This is a genomic window from Aureimonas sp. N4, assembly GCF_001463925.1.
GTDB lineage: Bacteria > Pseudomonadota > Alphaproteobacteria > Rhizobiales > Rhizobiaceae > Aureimonas > Aureimonas ureilytica_A.
Genome location: NZ_BBWS01000053.1, coordinates 12,974 through 28,699, shown reverse-complemented (window position 1 = coordinate 28,699; position 15,726 = coordinate 12,974). Strand labels below are relative to the sequence as shown.

Annotated in this window: 16 protein-coding genes; 2 read left to right on the top strand and 14 right to left on the bottom strand. The window is 66.5% G+C overall.

The features are described from left to right. Positions 1-70 precede the first annotated feature (70 nt). Positions 71-589 carry a DDE-type integrase/transposase/recombinase gene (locus tag AUL28_RS23715; protein ID WP_374701438.1) on the bottom strand — a complete coding sequence of 173 codons (519 nt, stop codon included), beginning with the start codon at positions 587-589 and terminating at the stop codon, positions 71-73. 409 nt (positions 590-998) lie between these two features. Between AUL28_RS23715 and AUL28_RS17780 the strand changes: the two genes are divergently transcribed. Next, the gene (locus AUL28_RS17780) at positions 999-2,597 is read left to right on the top strand and encodes a methyl-accepting chemotaxis protein (protein WP_244493563.1); all 1,599 of its coding nucleotides are present in this window, start codon (positions 999-1,001) and stop codon (positions 2,595-2,597) included. Positions 2,598-2,849: 252 nt separating this feature from the next. On the opposite strand, the gene AUL28_RS17775 is transcribed toward AUL28_RS17780, so the two are convergent. From AUL28_RS17775 to AUL28_RS17715, 13 genes are all read right to left on the bottom strand, one after another. Then, positions 2,850-3,398: a flavin reductase family protein gene (locus tag AUL28_RS17775; RefSeq protein WP_062235209.1), complete on the bottom strand. Its 549-nt coding sequence runs from the start codon at positions 3,396-3,398 to the stop codon at positions 2,850-2,852. Positions 3,399-3,457: 59 nt separating this feature from the next. Continuing rightward, on the bottom strand, positions 3,458-4,678 hold the full coding sequence (locus AUL28_RS17770; protein ID WP_062235206.1) for an acyl-CoA dehydrogenase family protein: 1,221 nt from the start codon (positions 4,676-4,678) through the stop codon (positions 3,458-3,460). Positions 4,679-4,700: 22 nt separating this feature from the next. After that, positions 4,701-5,495 (bottom strand): alpha/beta fold hydrolase, encoded by a 795-nt coding sequence (locus tag AUL28_RS17765; protein WP_062235202.1) that lies wholly within the window; start codon positions 5,493-5,495, stop codon positions 4,701-4,703. 13 nt (positions 5,496-5,508) lie between these two features. Then, a complete protein-coding gene (locus AUL28_RS17760) occupies positions 5,509-6,519 on the bottom strand; it encodes a zinc-dependent alcohol dehydrogenase (protein WP_062235198.1) in 1,011 nt (336 codons plus the stop codon). 9 nt (positions 6,520-6,528) lie between these two features. After that, the gene (locus AUL28_RS17755) at positions 6,529-7,545 is read right to left on the bottom strand and encodes a branched-chain amino acid ABC transporter permease (RefSeq protein ID WP_062235195.1); all 1,017 of its coding nucleotides are present in this window, start codon (positions 7,543-7,545) and stop codon (positions 6,529-6,531) included. A 2-nt stretch (positions 7,546-7,547) separates the two neighbouring features. Next, positions 7,548-8,405: a branched-chain amino acid ABC transporter permease gene (locus AUL28_RS17750; protein ID WP_062235192.1), complete on the bottom strand. Its 858-nt coding sequence runs from the start codon at positions 8,403-8,405 to the stop codon at positions 7,548-7,550. Continuing rightward, positions 8,392-9,120, bottom strand: a complete 729-nt coding sequence (locus AUL28_RS17745; protein ID WP_062235190.1) for an ABC transporter ATP-binding protein — start codon at positions 9,118-9,120, stop codon at positions 8,392-8,394. The genes AUL28_RS17750 and AUL28_RS17745 overlap by 14 nt, the downstream gene beginning before the upstream one ends. Further along, positions 9,117-9,845, bottom strand: a complete 729-nt coding sequence (locus tag AUL28_RS17740; protein ID WP_062235187.1) for an ABC transporter ATP-binding protein — start codon at positions 9,843-9,845, stop codon at positions 9,117-9,119. Before AUL28_RS17740 ends, AUL28_RS17745 begins: the two co-directional genes overlap by 4 nt. A gap of 28 nt (positions 9,846-9,873) precedes the next feature. Next, positions 9,874-11,181 (bottom strand): ABC transporter substrate-binding protein, encoded by a 1,308-nt coding sequence (locus tag AUL28_RS17735; RefSeq protein WP_062235289.1) that lies wholly within the window; start codon positions 11,179-11,181, stop codon positions 9,874-9,876. A 71-nt stretch (positions 11,182-11,252) separates the two neighbouring features. Continuing rightward, the gene (locus AUL28_RS17730) at positions 11,253-12,071 is read right to left on the bottom strand and encodes an SDR family NAD(P)-dependent oxidoreductase (RefSeq protein ID WP_062235184.1); all 819 of its coding nucleotides are present in this window, start codon (positions 12,069-12,071) and stop codon (positions 11,253-11,255) included. Positions 12,072-12,144: 73 nt separating this feature from the next. Continuing rightward, complete coding sequence (locus tag AUL28_RS17725) at positions 12,145-12,804, bottom strand: alpha/beta hydrolase (RefSeq protein WP_062235181.1); 660 nt, start codon at positions 12,802-12,804, stop codon at positions 12,145-12,147. Next, positions 12,801-13,760: a VOC family protein gene (locus tag AUL28_RS17720; protein WP_062235178.1), complete on the bottom strand. Its 960-nt coding sequence runs from the start codon at positions 13,758-13,760 to the stop codon at positions 12,801-12,803. The genes AUL28_RS17725 and AUL28_RS17720 overlap by 4 nt, the downstream gene beginning before the upstream one ends. Positions 13,761-13,763: 3 nt before the next feature. Beyond that, positions 13,764-14,669 carry a dioxygenase family protein gene (locus tag AUL28_RS17715; protein ID WP_062235175.1) on the bottom strand — a complete coding sequence of 302 codons (906 nt, stop codon included), beginning with the start codon at positions 14,667-14,669 and terminating at the stop codon, positions 13,764-13,766. Positions 14,670-14,761: 92 nt separating this feature from the next. Between AUL28_RS17715 and AUL28_RS17710 the strand changes: the two genes are divergently transcribed. Beyond that, positions 14,762-15,712, top strand: a complete 951-nt coding sequence (locus tag AUL28_RS17710) for a LysR family transcriptional regulator (protein WP_062235171.1) — start codon at positions 14,762-14,764, stop codon at positions 15,710-15,712. Positions 15,713-15,726 lie beyond the last annotated feature (14 nt).

Here is a 15,726-nt window from a genome sequence, read left to right as displayed (position 1 = left end):
CGCTCTCGGGAAGGGGGAGCGGACAAAGCTGCAATGTTGGATCGACATGGGCATTCGAGCACCGTTTCCCTCAGCGTGATGCCGACAGGGTGGTAGAAGCTGGGATCGCTGATCCAGGTGACGACCTGCCCCACGATGTCGAAGGGCGCGGGGGAGAAGAGCCGATCGGCTCAAGGTAAGCCCGGTTCCAGTCGCTCGACATCATCCATGGCCGATGATGCGGCGAACGGTTCGCAGCCTTGCTCGGGACCTGTTTGGCCGACTTTGTCGTGCGGGTTTGCGAGAGGTGGAAGTCCAGCGTCTCGCCGCCGTCGCCGATCGCGCGGTAGCGATACATCCATTCGCCCCGAACGCCTTTGAGGCGCTGCACTTGCAGCTGAGACCTGCTGCCGGTACACGCAGCCACGTCCCCAACGACGATGCCGCTTTGAAGCGGCCATACCTCGTCCTCAACCGTCCCGCCGAGGAATGAAACCGCCCTCCGCGCCGCCAGATCGAGGCCAAGACGCAGTTCGCTGTCGCCTTCGGGAACCGCTTCGGCCCCTGACAAAGACTGGGCTTCCCGCACAGAATGCGTGACAGTCCCCATCATGAGATGGGGGCACGGCTGCACCGATTGCCAACAGGCGGTAGCCGTGCCGTCCGCCCTTCGGCAGCCCCGGACGCGATCGGTGCGGAGACGCGCGGACCCGTCTCAGGAGCGCTCTACGAGCCTTGGTGGGACGAGTCGCCAGAAACATCGACCCATCTGGGACCTTTCATCTCGTTTGCTTCAGACGAGGAGTTAGGACTTTCGGTTCTTTCAATTCGGTCATATTCATAATCATGAGTTAAAATCAGAACCTTCTTAACCTCAGCGCACTGATTTTCGGACCGAATAGAATTTGCTTAACCGGCAAAGCAATATTCTTCTCGCAGCAATCGGCAGTTATTGTTCCTATTAAATAAGGTTCCTGGCTTTGTCCGCCTCTAAGATGCTTCTTATTTTCGGAGCGTTTGTGACGTTCCTGTTTGCCGCAGCGCTCGGCACGCAAACATATGCATTCCTTAACTTACGAATTGGCAGCGAAAACTACGATCGCATTATTGCCGGGCGAGATCTTCAAGCCGACATCCTGCCGCCGCCCCTCTTCCTGTCGGGAGCCTATCGACTGGCGTTTCAGGCGAGATTTTCTCAAGGCGATCTCGATCCGATCCTGAAGTCGATCGAGGCCGCGCGCGCCAGTTACACGGAGCGGAACGCCTATTGGGGCTCGCACGAACTCGCCAGTCAGTTGAAGACGGCGCTGCTCGGCCCTGTTCAGGCGACGTCTCGGGAGTTCTGGAGGGTGCTGGATACTCAGGCTCTTCCTGCCATCCGGTCGGGAGATGCGGCGCAAATCGACACCGCTTTCGAGGCTCTCGGGCAGACGTTCAGTCAGCATGCGGCCGCCGTCGACAGTCTCGTGAAAGATGCCACCACCTATGCCCGAGAGAAGGAGCAGAAGGCTGCGGAGAAGACGCATTCCCTCCTGATCCTCTCCAGCCTCGTCTCCGCCATGTCCCTCGCTCTCTTTCTGGGCGGCCTCCTCTTCTTCAACCGGAAGGCTATCGCGCCTTTGCGCTTCGTCTCTGCCCAGATCAGCCGTTTTGCCGAGGGCGACCTGCGGTCCACTCACTCGAACGGCTCGCGACGTCTGAGCGGCGAGTTGCAGATCCTGACGGAGCGCATGCGGACCAATCTGGTCCGGGCGCTGCAGGCCGCTCAAATATCGGCCACCAGCGTTTCCGCCGGATCGACGCATTCTGCTGAGACAGCCGAGCAATTGTCCGCTGGATCGACCGAGCAGGCAGCGGCGTCCGAGCAGGCCACGGCCGCCGTGGAGCAGATGGCGGGTAACATTCGGCAGAATGCCGACAATGCCTCGCAGACCGAGAAGATCGCCATCCAGGCCAATGCCAGCGCGGAGCGCACGGGCACGGCCGTGGTGGAGTCGATGGAAGCGATGCGGATCATCGTTGAAAAGATCGCGATCATCCGCGAGATCGCGCGTCAGACCGACCTTCTTGCCTTGAACGCGGCGATCGAGGCGGCGCGGGCGGGGCAGCACGGGAAGGGCTTCGCGGTGGTCGCTTCGGAAGTGAGAAAACTGGCCGAGCGGAGCCAGGAGGCCGCGATGGAAATCAGCGACCTATCGAACTCGACGCTCGTTCGGTCCGAGGAAGCCGGCGACATGCTGAGCCGGTTGGTGCCCGACATCAGGCGTACGGCTGATCTGGTGGCCGAGATTTCGGCGGCCTGCCGCGAGCAGTCCGTCGGCATCGAACAGATCAATCAGGCGATTCAGCAGCTCGATCACGTGACGCAGAACAATGCCGGGGCCGCCAACGAGATGGCGGCGACCGCCGAGCAACTGTCCACGGAGGCCGCCCATCTCAGCGAGCATGTCAGCTTCTTCACGCTGGACGAGGAGACCACCTCTGCTCCTGTGCATCATGAGGTGTCCGACGTTGAAACCAGCGGGACGTCATCGAACGAGAGCCAGCTGAAGGGTCGGTCCTCCGTAAGCCGACTTGCCCCAGTGGTCCTGCCCCGGACTTTGGCCCAGGCGTCATGAGAGTTCTCGGGCTGTTCTGAGTTAGTCCGCGACCTCGGCCGGGGTTCAAACTGCCGAGGCTCGTATGCGGTCGGTGGCGCGGGCTCCGGACGATCGGCCCCCTGCCTTCAGACGGCAGGTCACTCGCCGGACCCGGCTCGTGCGCCGGCGGGTGGCGTGCATGGTCATGGCGCTGCCGTGACGTACCTGCCCCATAGTGCCTCCTTCCATTCTACGGAAAGGGTCACACCATCAAACCCCGGGATCAAACATCTAGAGGAAATGGGACAGGTCGCAGAGGTGCGCCGAGGCGTCGACGCCCTTCTGGAGGCGGTGCCAGCGGCGGTCCTGATAGACGAGAGCGTCGATGTCGGAAGCGTCCCCGTCCGAGCCCACCTCGCCCTCAAGGAGCTCGGCCGCCACCAGCGTCGCCCCTTCGACCGGAAGGAGGCCGAGCTTGCGGACGCGGAACCAGGTGCCGACGCCGGTGTAGCGTGGCTCGCCGGTCGGCAGCCGCTCCCAGGGCACGGCCCCGCCGAAGCGCTCCGCGCCGCTCGACGCGCCGAGCTGGGCGAGATCGAGATCGGCATAGCGCAGAAAATGCACGACCATGGTTTCGGCGCGCAGCAGGGGCTCGGTGGAGTTCGAGCGCGCCGACAAGGAGAAGGCGATCACCGGAGGAGCCGCGCTGACCGAGATCAGCGACGAGATCGTCAGCGCGACCGGGCAGTCGCCCGGATCGGCCGTCACGACGGCAACGCCGGCCGGATGGTGGCGGAAGGCCGTGCGAAAGGCGTCGGACATCTTGGACTGCTGGTTCATCGGCCTTGTCTCGCATTGGACATAAGGGGTGGCCCGGCGACCCGCGCCGGGCCAAGGGCTCACTTCGGTTCGACGAGGTCGTAGAAGCGCCAGACGCGATCGGGCCAGAGCCCGCCGATATTGCGGCCCGCCGAGGTCACGATGCCGGGCGCGATGGTGAAGTGATTGGCGCCCACCATCATCTCGCGGAAGGTACGCTGGAGGGTTCCCGCGCGCAGCGACGCGCCGCCGGCGGCGCGGTAGGCGAAGGTGCAGACATCGACGCCGACCTCGTGGATCTCGGACTTGGCGAGATGAACGAGGCTGATCTGGCGTGTCGAAACCGGATGGCCCGCTTCCACCGTGGCCTCGACGTCGCGCCAGACCTCGAAGACGAAGGCGCGGGCGCCGCGGTAGCGGGCTTCAAGGCGGGCGTAATCGTACCAGAATTTCTCGCTTTCGCCGATCAGACCGGCGCGCCCGGACTTGGAGCGGGCGAAGCTCGCAATCTCGTCCAGCATCCGTCGGCCCTGCCCCATCGCCCAGCCGGTGTGGCCGATCGCGGCAAGACCCACGACGCCGAGGCTGAAAAGCTCCCTCTGGCGCTGCGGAACCGCCGTCTGGATCGGGAACACCAGATCGTCGGGAATGAAGACGTCGTTGGCCGCGTAGTCGATGCTCCCCGTGCCGTTGAGGCCGAGCACGTCCCAGTTGCCGAGCTTGTCATGTTCGGATATCGGCGCATGGGCGCACAGGATGAGGGCGTTGCCGTCCGCGTCCTTGGCCGGCTTGCCCGTCCCGTCGTCGAGAAAGGCGGCACTGTGGGAATAGGTGGCGTGGCTGAAGCCGCTGCCGTAGCTCCACTTTCCGGTCAGGCGGTAGCCGCCCTCGACTTTCGTCAACAAGCCGAGCGGTGCGCCTTGGCCGGAGAAGCGATTGTCGGTGCCGGGGCCGAACAGGCGCTCCACCGCGCTGTCGGGCAGGAAGGCCGCCGACATCGCGCCGATGCAGCAGTGGACCATCGAGACCCAGCCCGCCGCGCCGGAATGCCAGGTGATGGCTTCCAGAAGCTCCAACACCTGCGTCGGGCGAAACTGGGCCCCGCCCAGCGCCTCGGCGGCCAGCGCGTGGGACATGCGCAACGGCTTGAGCGCCTCGAAACTGTCGGCGGTCAGCTCGCCATTCGCCTCGTCCGCCTCGGCATTGGCTTCCAGAAGCGGGCCGATCTCGGCGACCTTGTCGAGGAGCTGCCGATGATCGACGCTCGAGCCCCAATAGCTGTGATGGATGGGTTTGTTCATGATCGTATCCTCCGCTTTTGTGTCAGGACGCCTCGTCGAGGAAGTCGCCAATTCGTTGCAGGACATCAGGCCGCTCCTGCAGGATCAGATGCCCGGCGCCTTCCTCCAGGAGGACATGCGCGTCGGGCAGCGCCGCAGCCCAGACGTCCGCCTGCCCCGCCGGCAGCAGCCGGTCGTTCGTGCCCCACACGACGAGGGCGGGCTGGCGGATGCGCCGCAGAAAGCGTGCGAGGTTCGGGTGGCCCATGCCGAAGGGCGCGGTGAGGCGGTCGACCGCCGCGCCTTCGCGCGCACGGTCCGCGCCGAAGCGCTGCGCGGCCGCCTCGTCCGAACCATCGGGGAAGTAGCCAAGAGCCACGGACGGGTCGTGCGACAGATAGGCCGGAAGCGCCTGTGGCTGGACGGCGGCGAGATCCGTCGCGGGATAGGCCGGATCGTTGAGACCGGCCGGGGACACGAGCACGACCTTGCCGAAGCGTTCGGGCGCGAGGCCGACGAGTTCGCTCGCCATCCAGCCGCCCATGGAAAAGCCCATCAGATGGGGCGGCTCGGGCAGAGCGAGCCTGTCGAGAAGGTTCAGGTAATGCAGCACCATGTCGGTCATGCCCGACACGTCAGGCGCATCGCCCGAGAAGCCGAAGCCGGGATGGCTCGGGCACAGAACGCGGAACCGATCGGCCAGCGCGGCCGCGAAGTCGAAGCCTTCGAGCGTCGCCGCGCCGTGGAGATAGAGAAGGGTCGGGCCTTGGCCGATCGCCTTCACCACCGTTTCGACCCCGTCGATCTCGAAGCGAAGCGTTTCGAACGCAACCGTCATGTTGGTCGTCTCCTCAAGCCTTGGCAGGTTGAATCAGCACCTTGCACGTCCCGGTGCGCCGTCGCAGATCTTCGAAAACCCGGGGGACCGCCGAAAGGCCGATCCGGTCGGTGATGAGCGCCTGGGGACCGCCGCCGCGCAGCGCTTCGATCGCCATGCCGAACTCGTTTCCGTGGTGGAAGAAAGCGGAGAAGACGAGGTTCGCTTCCTTCGACAGCGCGACGAACGGGTTCCATTCGTCGCCGCCGAGGCACAGGCCGACGCCCACCACCGTGCCGCGCAGGCGCACCGCGCGCATGGCGGCTTCGATCAGGCCGCGACGGCCGACGCATTCGAACACGATGTCGGGCGCGCCGCCGCAGAGTTCCGCGAGGCTTTCCGTCAGCCGCTCGTTCGACAGCGCGAAGCCGGTCGCCCCGAGTTGCAGCGCCCGCTCGCGCTGATGGGTGTTGAGATCGGCGATCGCCACACGGTTCGCCCCCAGCCGCCGCGCCCAGAAGGCCACGAGAAGGCCGATCGGACCGGCACCGAGAATGGCGACGCGCGCGCCGGGCTTCATCTGCGAGCGCAGAACGGCATGGAGCGCGACGGCGAGCGGCTCGGCCAGCGCGCCATCGGCCGTTGCCACGTCGTCCGGCAGCACCCGGCATTGCCGCGCGGCGACGAGAACACGCTCGGCATAGCCGCCGCCGATCAGCGTCATGGCGGAACAGCGTGCGGGGTCCCCTTCGCGGCAGGCGTCGCAATGGCCGCAGCCGCGCATTGGCGCGACGGCGACGCGGTCCCCCTCGCGCAGGTCCGCCACCTCGGCGCCCAGGGCGACGACCTCGCCCGCGATCTCGTGACCGAGGACGAAGGGCGCGAGAAGGCCGAACGGCTCGGGATCGTGGGTCATGTGAAGGTCGCTGCCGCAGATGCCGCAGGCCTCCACCCGCAGGACCACCTCGTCCGGCCCCGGCGCGGGATCGGCCATGTCGCCGATGCGCAAGGGGGTTCCGACCTCATCGAAAATGGCGGCCTTCATGACGGCACCTCAGCTGCGAAGGGGGTTGGCGAGGCGCCGGCCGGTCGGAAACCAGGACATGTCCCAGCGCTGCGAGACCAGGCCCCAGATGCCCTTGGGCGCAAACAGGGCGGTGGCGAGCGTCAGGAGGCCGAGCGCCACGAAGTAGACCGAGCCGTAGGAAGCGAACCAGCGCTCGGCGAGGAAGAAGACGAGCGCGCCGATCAGGACGCCCTCGATCGAGCCGATGCCGCCGATCATGACGATGAAGATCGCGACGTTCGCCCACATCGGGTCGAAGGCCGCGCCGGGCGTGATGCGCAGCTGCGCCATGAAATACACCGCCCCGACGAGACCGCAGCCCGCCGCCGCCGCGACAAAGACGAGGAAGCGCAGCCGCGCGACGTCCACGCCCTGGCTCGCGGCGGCGGTCATGTTGTCGCGGATCGCGACGAGCGCGATGCCGAAGCGCGAGCGCAGGAGCCAGTAGCTGCCGCCGAGCGTGACGAGAAGCATCGCCGCGCACAGGACCGACATGGCGACGTTTCGCTCGAAGGCGGAATAGGTGCCCATCACCCGCAGCGACATGCCGGCGCCGCCGTTCACCAGCGGCAAGTTGGTGCAGACGAGGCGGAAGACCTCGGCGACGACCCAGGTTCCGATCGAGAAATACGGCCCCTCGAGCCGGTGCAGGAGAAGATAGACCGGCACCGCGAGGATCACCGGAACGACGAGAGCGAGGGCGACCGACACGAACGGGTTGATGCCGACAGTCTGGGCGAGCACGAACAGCGCGTAGCCGCCGGCCCCCATGAAAGCCTGCTGCCCGACCGAAACGAGCCCCGCATAACCGGCAAGGAGATTCCACATCTGCGCGATGGCGATGTAGCAGCACAGGACGAGGACCGATCGGATCGTGCCGGTGGAGGCCCACCAGGGCATGGCGGCGACGGTCAGAAGCGCGAGCGCCGCAAGCGTCAGGGCGAGGCGGCCGGACGTCGTCTGCCGGATCACGGTCACGGCGGGAGGAGCAGCGGCTAGGCTCATGGTCATGACCTTCCAAAAAGGCCCTGCGGGCGGGTCGCGAGAACGATCAGGAAGACGAGATGGCCGGCGACCACGCCGAAGCCGGGGTCGATGCGGAAGCCGATGGCCTGCGCGATGCCGAGCATCATGGAACCGGCGAACGCGCCCCAGACCGTGCCCATGCCCCCGATGATGACGGCTTCGAAGGCGTAGATGAGCTGGGCCGGACCGTCGGCGGGCGCAACCGTCGAGCGCAGCGCCTGGAACACGGCGGCAAAGCCGAGAATGCCGACCGCGACGGCGGTCGCCGCCGCGTAGACGGCGCGCGGGTTGATCCCGGTCATGGACGCCGCTTCCACGTCCGAGGCGGCGGCGCGTAGCGAACGTCCGAAGCGGGTGAATTTCAGCGTCGCGTCGAGGCCGAAGGTCAGCGCGCCGGCGGCGCCCAGGACGATCATCGGAAGCAGGCCGATATGGATGCCCGCGACATCCACCGACAGGCTCTCCACCCCGCCGCCGGGCAGCGACCGGCTGTTGGCGGACCAGACCTGCAGCATCAGGTTCTGCAGGGCCATGGAGAGGCCGAACGTGGCGATCAGCGAGGGCAGCGGATCGCTCCCGACGACGCGGTTCAGCACCAGCATCTGCAACAACCAGCCGAGCGCCACCGCGATCGGCACGAGAATGAACAGGATCGCGATCGGACCGAGATTCCAGCTGGCCGCCATCGAAATGCCGATCAGCGACAGGAGGATGACCAGATCGCCGTGGCTGATGTTGACGATCCGCATGACGCCGAACATGAGCGCCATGCCGAGCGCGTACTGGGCATACATTCCGCCGAGAAGGATCCCCTGGACGAGGGCATCAAGCCACTGCATGGCGCACTCCGAAATAGGCCTCGTCGATCGCCGCGCGGGCGATGTCGGTGGAGCGGCCGGTCAGCGTGATCCGCCCTTCGAGCATGCAATAGAGGCGGTCGGAAGCGGACTGCGCGAGGCCGACATCCTGCTCCACCACGATCAGCGCGGTTCCCGCCGCGCGGATTTCGGGAAGAACGGCGTAGATTTCCCGGATCACCTTGGGCGCGAGGCCGAGACTGATCTCGTCGCACAGGAGAAGGCGCGGCTGGCACAGGAGCGCGCGGCCGATCGCCACCATCTGCTGCTGTCCGCCCGACAGGCTCTGTACGGGCACGCGCGCCTTTTCCTTCAGGACCGGAAACAGCTGGTACAGGCGCTCCATCGTCCAGCCGCCCTTGGCGCCGGCGCGCGCGGCCTGATCGACGGCCACGCGCAGATTGTCGACCACCGACATGCCGCGGAAGAGCCGGCGTCCTTCCGGAACGATGGCGACACCCTCGGATACCATGCGGTGCGGCGCGATCCCGCCGACCGGGCGGCCTGCGAGGCGCACCATCTCGGGCGCCACCGGCAGAAGCCCCATGACCGAGCGCAGGACGGTCGACTTGCCGGCCCCGTTCGCCCCGATCAGCGCGACGGATTCGCCGGCATGGAGTTCGAGATCGACGCCGTGAAGCGCCTGGAAGTCGCCGTAACGGGCAATCAGCCCGTGCGTGGACAGAACGGCGCTCATGGCTCGATCCCCATATAGACGCGCCGGACCTCGGGCATCGCGATCACCTCGGCCGGGGAGCCATCGGCGATCTTGCGGCCGAAATCGAGCACCATCAGCCGGTCGGCGACGGCCAGGAGCGCGTGCAGGACGTGCTCGATCCAGACGATCGTGACGCCGCGCTGCCGGATGCGCCCGATCAGCGCCACGAGATCCTTGGATTCGCCATCGGTGAGGCCGCCGGCGATCTCGTCGAGAAGCAGGAGGCGCGGGTCCGAGGCGAGCGCGCGCGCCAGTTCCAAACGCTTGCGGTCGAGGAGCGTCAGCGTGCCGGCCGCGACATTGGCCTTGCCGGCCAGTTCGCAGTCGCGCAGGACCTCGGCGCAGAACCCGTAGCTGTCCGCCTCCGACCGGCCGCCCCCGAAGGTCGCCGCGACCAGAAGGTTCTCGAAGGTCGTCATGCCCGAATAGGGCTGCGGGATCTGGTAGGTCCGCCCGATCCCGATCCGGCAGCGCCGGAACGGAGGCTCGGCCCCGAGCGCCGTGCCATCGAGGGAGATCGTTCCCCCGGAGGCCTTGTGGTCCCCGCTGATGACATTGAACAGGGTGGTCTTGCCCGCCCCGTTCGGGCCGAGCACGCCGAGGACCTCGCCCCGGCGCACATCGAAGCTCACGTCGTGCAGGACGGGATGCGCGCCGAAGGATTTCGACACGTTCCGAGCCTCCAGGAGAACTGGCTCCGTCATCGGTTCTCTCCGCTTCTTCCGCGGCGCCTCACCAGGCGAGCGGCTTGATCTTCTGTTCGGGCGCGAAGAGCTGGTTCACCGAGTTGTCGACGATCTTCAGATCGAAGGGCCATGTCTCGCCCTTCACCCACTGGCCGCCGAAGATCGGGGTTTTGCAGACGTTCTTGTGCGTCGAGCCATCGAATTTGATGCGCCCGACCAGCGTCTGAAGATCGATCGAGGCGATGGCGTCGCGGTTGGCGGTCCGGTCGAGCGGATTGGCGGAGCGTTTCAGGATGTCGATCACGACCTCGAGCAGCGCGTGCGAATAGCCGAGCGGCTGGGTCCACTGCCGCTTGGTCTCCGCTTCCCAGCGATCGGCGACGTCTTGGCTGTTCTGGCCGGTCAGCGACGACTTGAAGGGGAAGGCCGGCGTCCACCAGACCTCCGAGGTCATGCCGTCGCCAAGCTTGCCCAGGGCCTCGACGCTGCTGGGGAACAGGAGCGCGGCGGCGACCGTCACGGCCTTGGGCCGGAAATTCTGCTGGTTGCACTGCGTGACGAAGGTCTTCAGATCGTCGGGATAGGTGATGCCACCGACGATCTCGCAGGACTGCTTCTGGAATTCGGCGATCTGGGCGGAGAAGTCGTTGGTGCGCGGCTGGAAGGAGCCGGGAACGGTCACGTCGTAGCCGGCGGCACGGGCCGGCGCGGGGAGGCCGTATTCGTTGTTGCCCCAGGTCAGGCCGTCGATGTTCTGAGGGAACAGCATTCCGACCTTCTTGTTGGTCTCCAGCCCGTTCCAGAGGCCGACGAAGGTATTCAGCGCCTCGTCGAGGCCCCAGAAGAAGTGATAGGTCCAGTTGAGGGGCGCTTCGTTGCCGCCGCGCGGCATGACCACCGCCTGCCAGGGCGCGCCGGAGGAGATGCAGGGCGTCTCATAGAGTTCGGCCTGTTCGGCGGCCGGGATGATCGTGTCGGTCGTGGAGGCCGGAACGAGGAGGTGGACCTCTTCGTTCAGGACCAGATCGCCGGCGAGCTCGGCGGCCTTGTTCGTGTTGGACTGGCTGTCGCGCTCGATGATCTCGATGTCGTAGACATTGCCGTTGGACGCCTGGAGCTTGCCGCCGAGCGTCTGGCGGATCTTGGCGAGCATGTAGGCGTCGGTCTCGCCGAACAGGGCAAGGGGGCCGGTGGCCGGCGTGATATAGCCGACCTTGATCGTCCCGGCCGTCTGCGCGCGCAGATAGGTCGGCATACCCACCGTCGCGGCGGCGACGCCCGCGCCCATCCCCTTCAGAAGCGTGCGGCGGTTCGGCTGCCGGACGGATGCCCGCTGGTCGGTTGTTTCTGTCATGCCCATTCCTCCCGTTTCGATGAAGTCCGGCGCCGGGCCTCCCCCCGGCGCTGGCAGGATCCTGGCTGCCCTTACGTCATCCGCAACAGCGCGCCGCCATCGATGACGATCTGCGAGCCGGTGACGTAGGACGAGGCGGGGGATGCGAGGTAGAGGGCGAGGCCCTTGATGTCCTCGGGATCGCCGATGCGCCCGATCAGCGACATGGCCTCGAAGGCCAGACGATCCTCGGGATTGCGCAGGCGTCCGCCGGCGATGTTGGTGATGAAGGGACCGGGCAGGATCGCGTTGACGAGAATTCCGTAGGCGCCGAGCTCCATCGCCATCTGCCGCACAAGATGGTTCACGCCGGCCTTGGCGGGCATGTAGGGCGTGCCGACGATGCTCTCGTTGATCAGCGAGGCGATCGACGACGTGACGATGATCCGGCCGCGCCCCTTGGGTTTCATGTGCCGGGCGGCGTTCTTGATCGTGGTGTAGACCGAGGTGAGATTGATCTCGATCACCTTGTCCCAATGCTCGTCGGGCAGGGTGTCGATGGCGCCGGCGGGATTTCGCGTGCCGTCCGGCGCCATGAAGCCCGGCCCGGCATCAATGCCGGCATTGGCGAAGACGACGTCGATCGCCCCTGCCCTCTCGGCCACCCTGTCGAAGGCCGCCGCCATGGCCGGCCGGTCGCCGACATCGACGACCTCGCCCTCCACATCGCCGCCCGCCGCCCGGATCGCCTCGACGGTTCGCTGAAGGCCGTCCGGGTCGAGATCGAAGATCGTCACACGCGCGCCGCGTTCCGCCATGATCTCGGCATAGGCGCGCCCAATGCCGCTCGCGCCGCCCGTCACGATCACGCAAAGGCCCCGGACGTCGAACATTCTCTCCAATGCGCCCATGTGCTCCTCCTTGATTTCCGTCAGATTTTGGGCCGGTTTGCGCCGCGCGCCGGCGGGACGACGCAGCGCGCTCTCATCGGGGCGCTCCGAACTCCACGGCTCGTGCCGCCGAGAGGTCGGTGAGAACCGACGCCATCATCGCAATCTCCGCATCGCAGACCTCATGGCCCCGTCCGGGGAAGAGATCGGCCCGAAGCCGGGCGCCCGAGCGCCCGAGCGACAGGGCCGCATCGGCGAAGGCCGTGACCGGAATCCAGGGATCGGCGTCGCCGCCCGACAGATAGACCGGCAGGCCCTTCGGCAGATCGTCCGGCCGGTCGTCCTGGGGTGTGCCGACGCGGCAGCCGGTGAAGGCGATCAGCGCGTCGGGCGCGGACAGGCCGCGGCAGACATATTCGATCGACAGGCAAGCCCCTTGCGAAAAACCGCCGAGAAGCACCGGAACGCCCGGAAAGGCCGCGCGCGCCTCATCCATCGCCGCGGCGAGCTGGTCGATCGCCTCATCGAGGGCCGAGCGGGTCGTCGAGGTCAGCGGATCGACGGCGCGGCCCTCGTACCACGCGCCCTTGGGGGCGCGCGGCAGAAGAAAGGCGACGTCCGGCGCATCGAGCCGCGACAGGACGCCGGTCTCCATCTCTTCGGGAGACTGGCCGCGCCCGTGAACGAAGACGCAGACCATCCTGGCCTGCGGCCCGCGCGGGCCGATCCGGAGGGAGGCGTCAGGCGCGCTCACTGGAACGTCGCTTCCTCGAGGCCGGCGCGCAGCTCGTCCTCCCGGTCCTTGAACCAGGGCGGGAACACGAGGGTCTTGCCGATCTCTCCCGGCGCCTCGTCCTTGGCCCAGCCCTCCGGCGTCGTCCAGGCCAGTTCGAACAGCGCGCCGCCCGGGGAGCGGACATAGCAGGACTTGAAGTAGTTGCGGTCCTTCTGCTCGGAGATGTCGGTGAAGCCGAGCCCCTCGATATGGGCGCGCAGCTTCATCTGGCTTTCCTCGTCGCCCGTGTTGAGGGCGAGATGGTGGATGGTGCCGCCCGACAGGGTCCATGTCCCCTGCGGACTGTCGCGATCGACGAGCACCTCGACGCGCTGGACAACGCCGTTCGTGTCGGGAACCCGGAACACCAGGCCCTCATGCGTGTCGGCCTCCTTTTCGAGAGGCAGGGCGATGGTCAGGAACTCGTCCATCGCGGTGCGATCCATGACCGCGACGCTCGCGCCGTAGATGCCCTTGATGCCGTGCTCGCGACCGATGCCCATCGCCGCGTTGACGATCGGCTCGCGGCTGTCGCCGTCGCTCTCCACGAGCTCGTGCACGATGCCGCAGGGATGGGCGAAGACGACGCGGTCGGCTCCGAAGCGTGTGACCCGCGAGGCGGCGATGCCATGGGCGTTCAGTCGGTCCTCCCAGAAGGCGGCGGCCCCCTTCGGGATCGCCTGCATGATGGCGCGGGACTGGTTCGTGCCTCGGCGGCCGTAGACGCCGGGCTTGCGGAACGGAAAGGTCGTGATGATGGTCGAGGCGTCGCCGTTCGGCGATCCGTAGTAGAGGTGGTAGACAGGGATCGTGCCGTCGAAAAGAACGGTGCGCTTCACCGAATGGAGGCCGAGCGTCTTCGTGTAGAAGTCGAAGTCTTCCTGCGCGCCATCCGTCGACATCGTCAGATGATGGAAGCCGTTGACCAGAGCCATCGTCTAGATCCTTCCTGTTTGTTCGGGTTGTCCTGAAGACTGGGGGCAGAGCACGAGGGTCAGATCGAGCCCGTATCGGCGCGAGCCCGCCCCTGCCGGATGCGCGTGGAATTCGGCCATGAGCCCGGGTTTCACCCCGAAGATCGCGTCGTCGCGCACCGCGGCGTCGGCCTTGTCGAAAATCTGCGTGGTCAGCGTCTGAAAACCGGCCGCCGAAACGCGGAAATGAATATGAGCGGGTCGGTTGAGGCGAAGCCCGAGCCGTTCGGCGAGCCGCCCGACAGGGCCGCCCGTCGGCAGGGTGGTGCCGCCCGGCTTGACGCTGGCGAACCGAAAGCGCCCCTGCCCGTCCGTCCTGAACCGGCCGCGCAGATTGTGCTCCGGCTGATGGTCGGGGTCCTGGTTCTCGTAGAGCCCCTTCGCATTGGCGTGCCAGACTTCGACAAGAGCGCCGCTCAGCCCTCGTCCGTCGAGATCCTGCACCCGCCCCTCGACGAGAAGCGGCTCGCCCTTCCCATCGCGCGAGATGTCCGCCCCGAAGGGCAGGACCGGCACGTCGGCACGATAGAAAGGCCCCGTCGAGGTGTTCGGCGTGGCGCCGGAGGGCCGTTGATGATTGATATCCTCCATCAGGGAGGCAAGACCGACGACATCGGCGAGGAGCACCCATTCCTGACACCGGGCGTCCGTGTGATGGCCGACCTCGGTCAGGAACTCGATCGCGGCCAGGAACTCGTCTCGGGTGGGCCGGAGCTCCGCCAGGAGCGCATGAAGAAGGGTGACGCTCGTTCCGGCGACATCGGCGAGGCGAGACGGACCGGCCTCCTGCAGGCGTCGCACGAATTCATCGGCGATCGTCCGCGACGCCGGATGCACGATCCGGGACGCGCTCTCGTGGCTGGCGCCCATCCATCGGGACCTCCCGCTCCCTTGCGCCATGGTCTAGCATGCCTTTAGTCGGCTATTGATGAGTTCTTGCCGAGTCGATATAGCGATTTGGTATGAAGCTGAACGAACGACACCTGATGCAGCTCGCCGCCGTTCTCGACGGAGGCGGCGTGTCGGAGGGCGCAGGATTGTTGGGCCTGACGCAGCCGGCCGTCAGCCGGTCGCTCGCCATGCTCGAGGCGCGGGTCGGCGAGCCCTTGTTCGTGAAGGGCCGCCGTCCCCTCCAGGCGACGCCTCTCGGCGCCCAGCTCGCGGCGCAGGGCCGGGCGATCATCACCGCCTCGCGCCGCGCGTCCGATGCCGTCCAGGGCTTCGTGAAAGGAACGAGCGGCGTCGTTCGGATCGGCGGCGTGCCCTTCTTCATGGACGCCATCATCAGCCGGATGATCGCCACGTTCCAGAACACGGAGTCGGAGATCACCTTCGAGCAGAGCTATCTCAATCTGCCCGAAATCGTCGCTGCCCTCCAGGGAAAGCAGATCGATCTCGGCATCGTGCCGATCGGGACGCTCGATCTCGGGCCGAGCTTCGACTTCACCGAAATCCTGCCCGGCCGCAACGTCGTCACCTGCCGGCCCGATCACCCGCTGCTTCTCAAGCGCCGGCTTCAGGCGCAGGATTTCGTGACCTACCCCTGGGTGGCCCCGCTTCCCGGCTCTCCGCTCATGTCGGACCTCCAGATGATCCTGATGAGCATCGGCATGTCCGATCTCAACATCCGCTATTCCGGCGGCTCGCTCATGAGCGTCGTTCATTATCTCGCGGAAACGAACGCCCTGGCCGTTCTGCCCTTTTCGGTCGTGTTCGCGCAGCGGCGGGAGAACAAGATCACCGTCCTGCCTTACGACATTCCGCAGCCCAACCGCTCGCTCGGCATCCTGCGCCTGAAGGCCGGTCCGCAGTCGCCGGCGGCCGATCGTTTCGCCGGCTACGTCGTGACGGCCTTCGAGGAGTTGAAGCACGTCATCAAGCGCCACGAGAATGCGGTCGTCTGGGGAAGCTGACGATCGGGATTTGA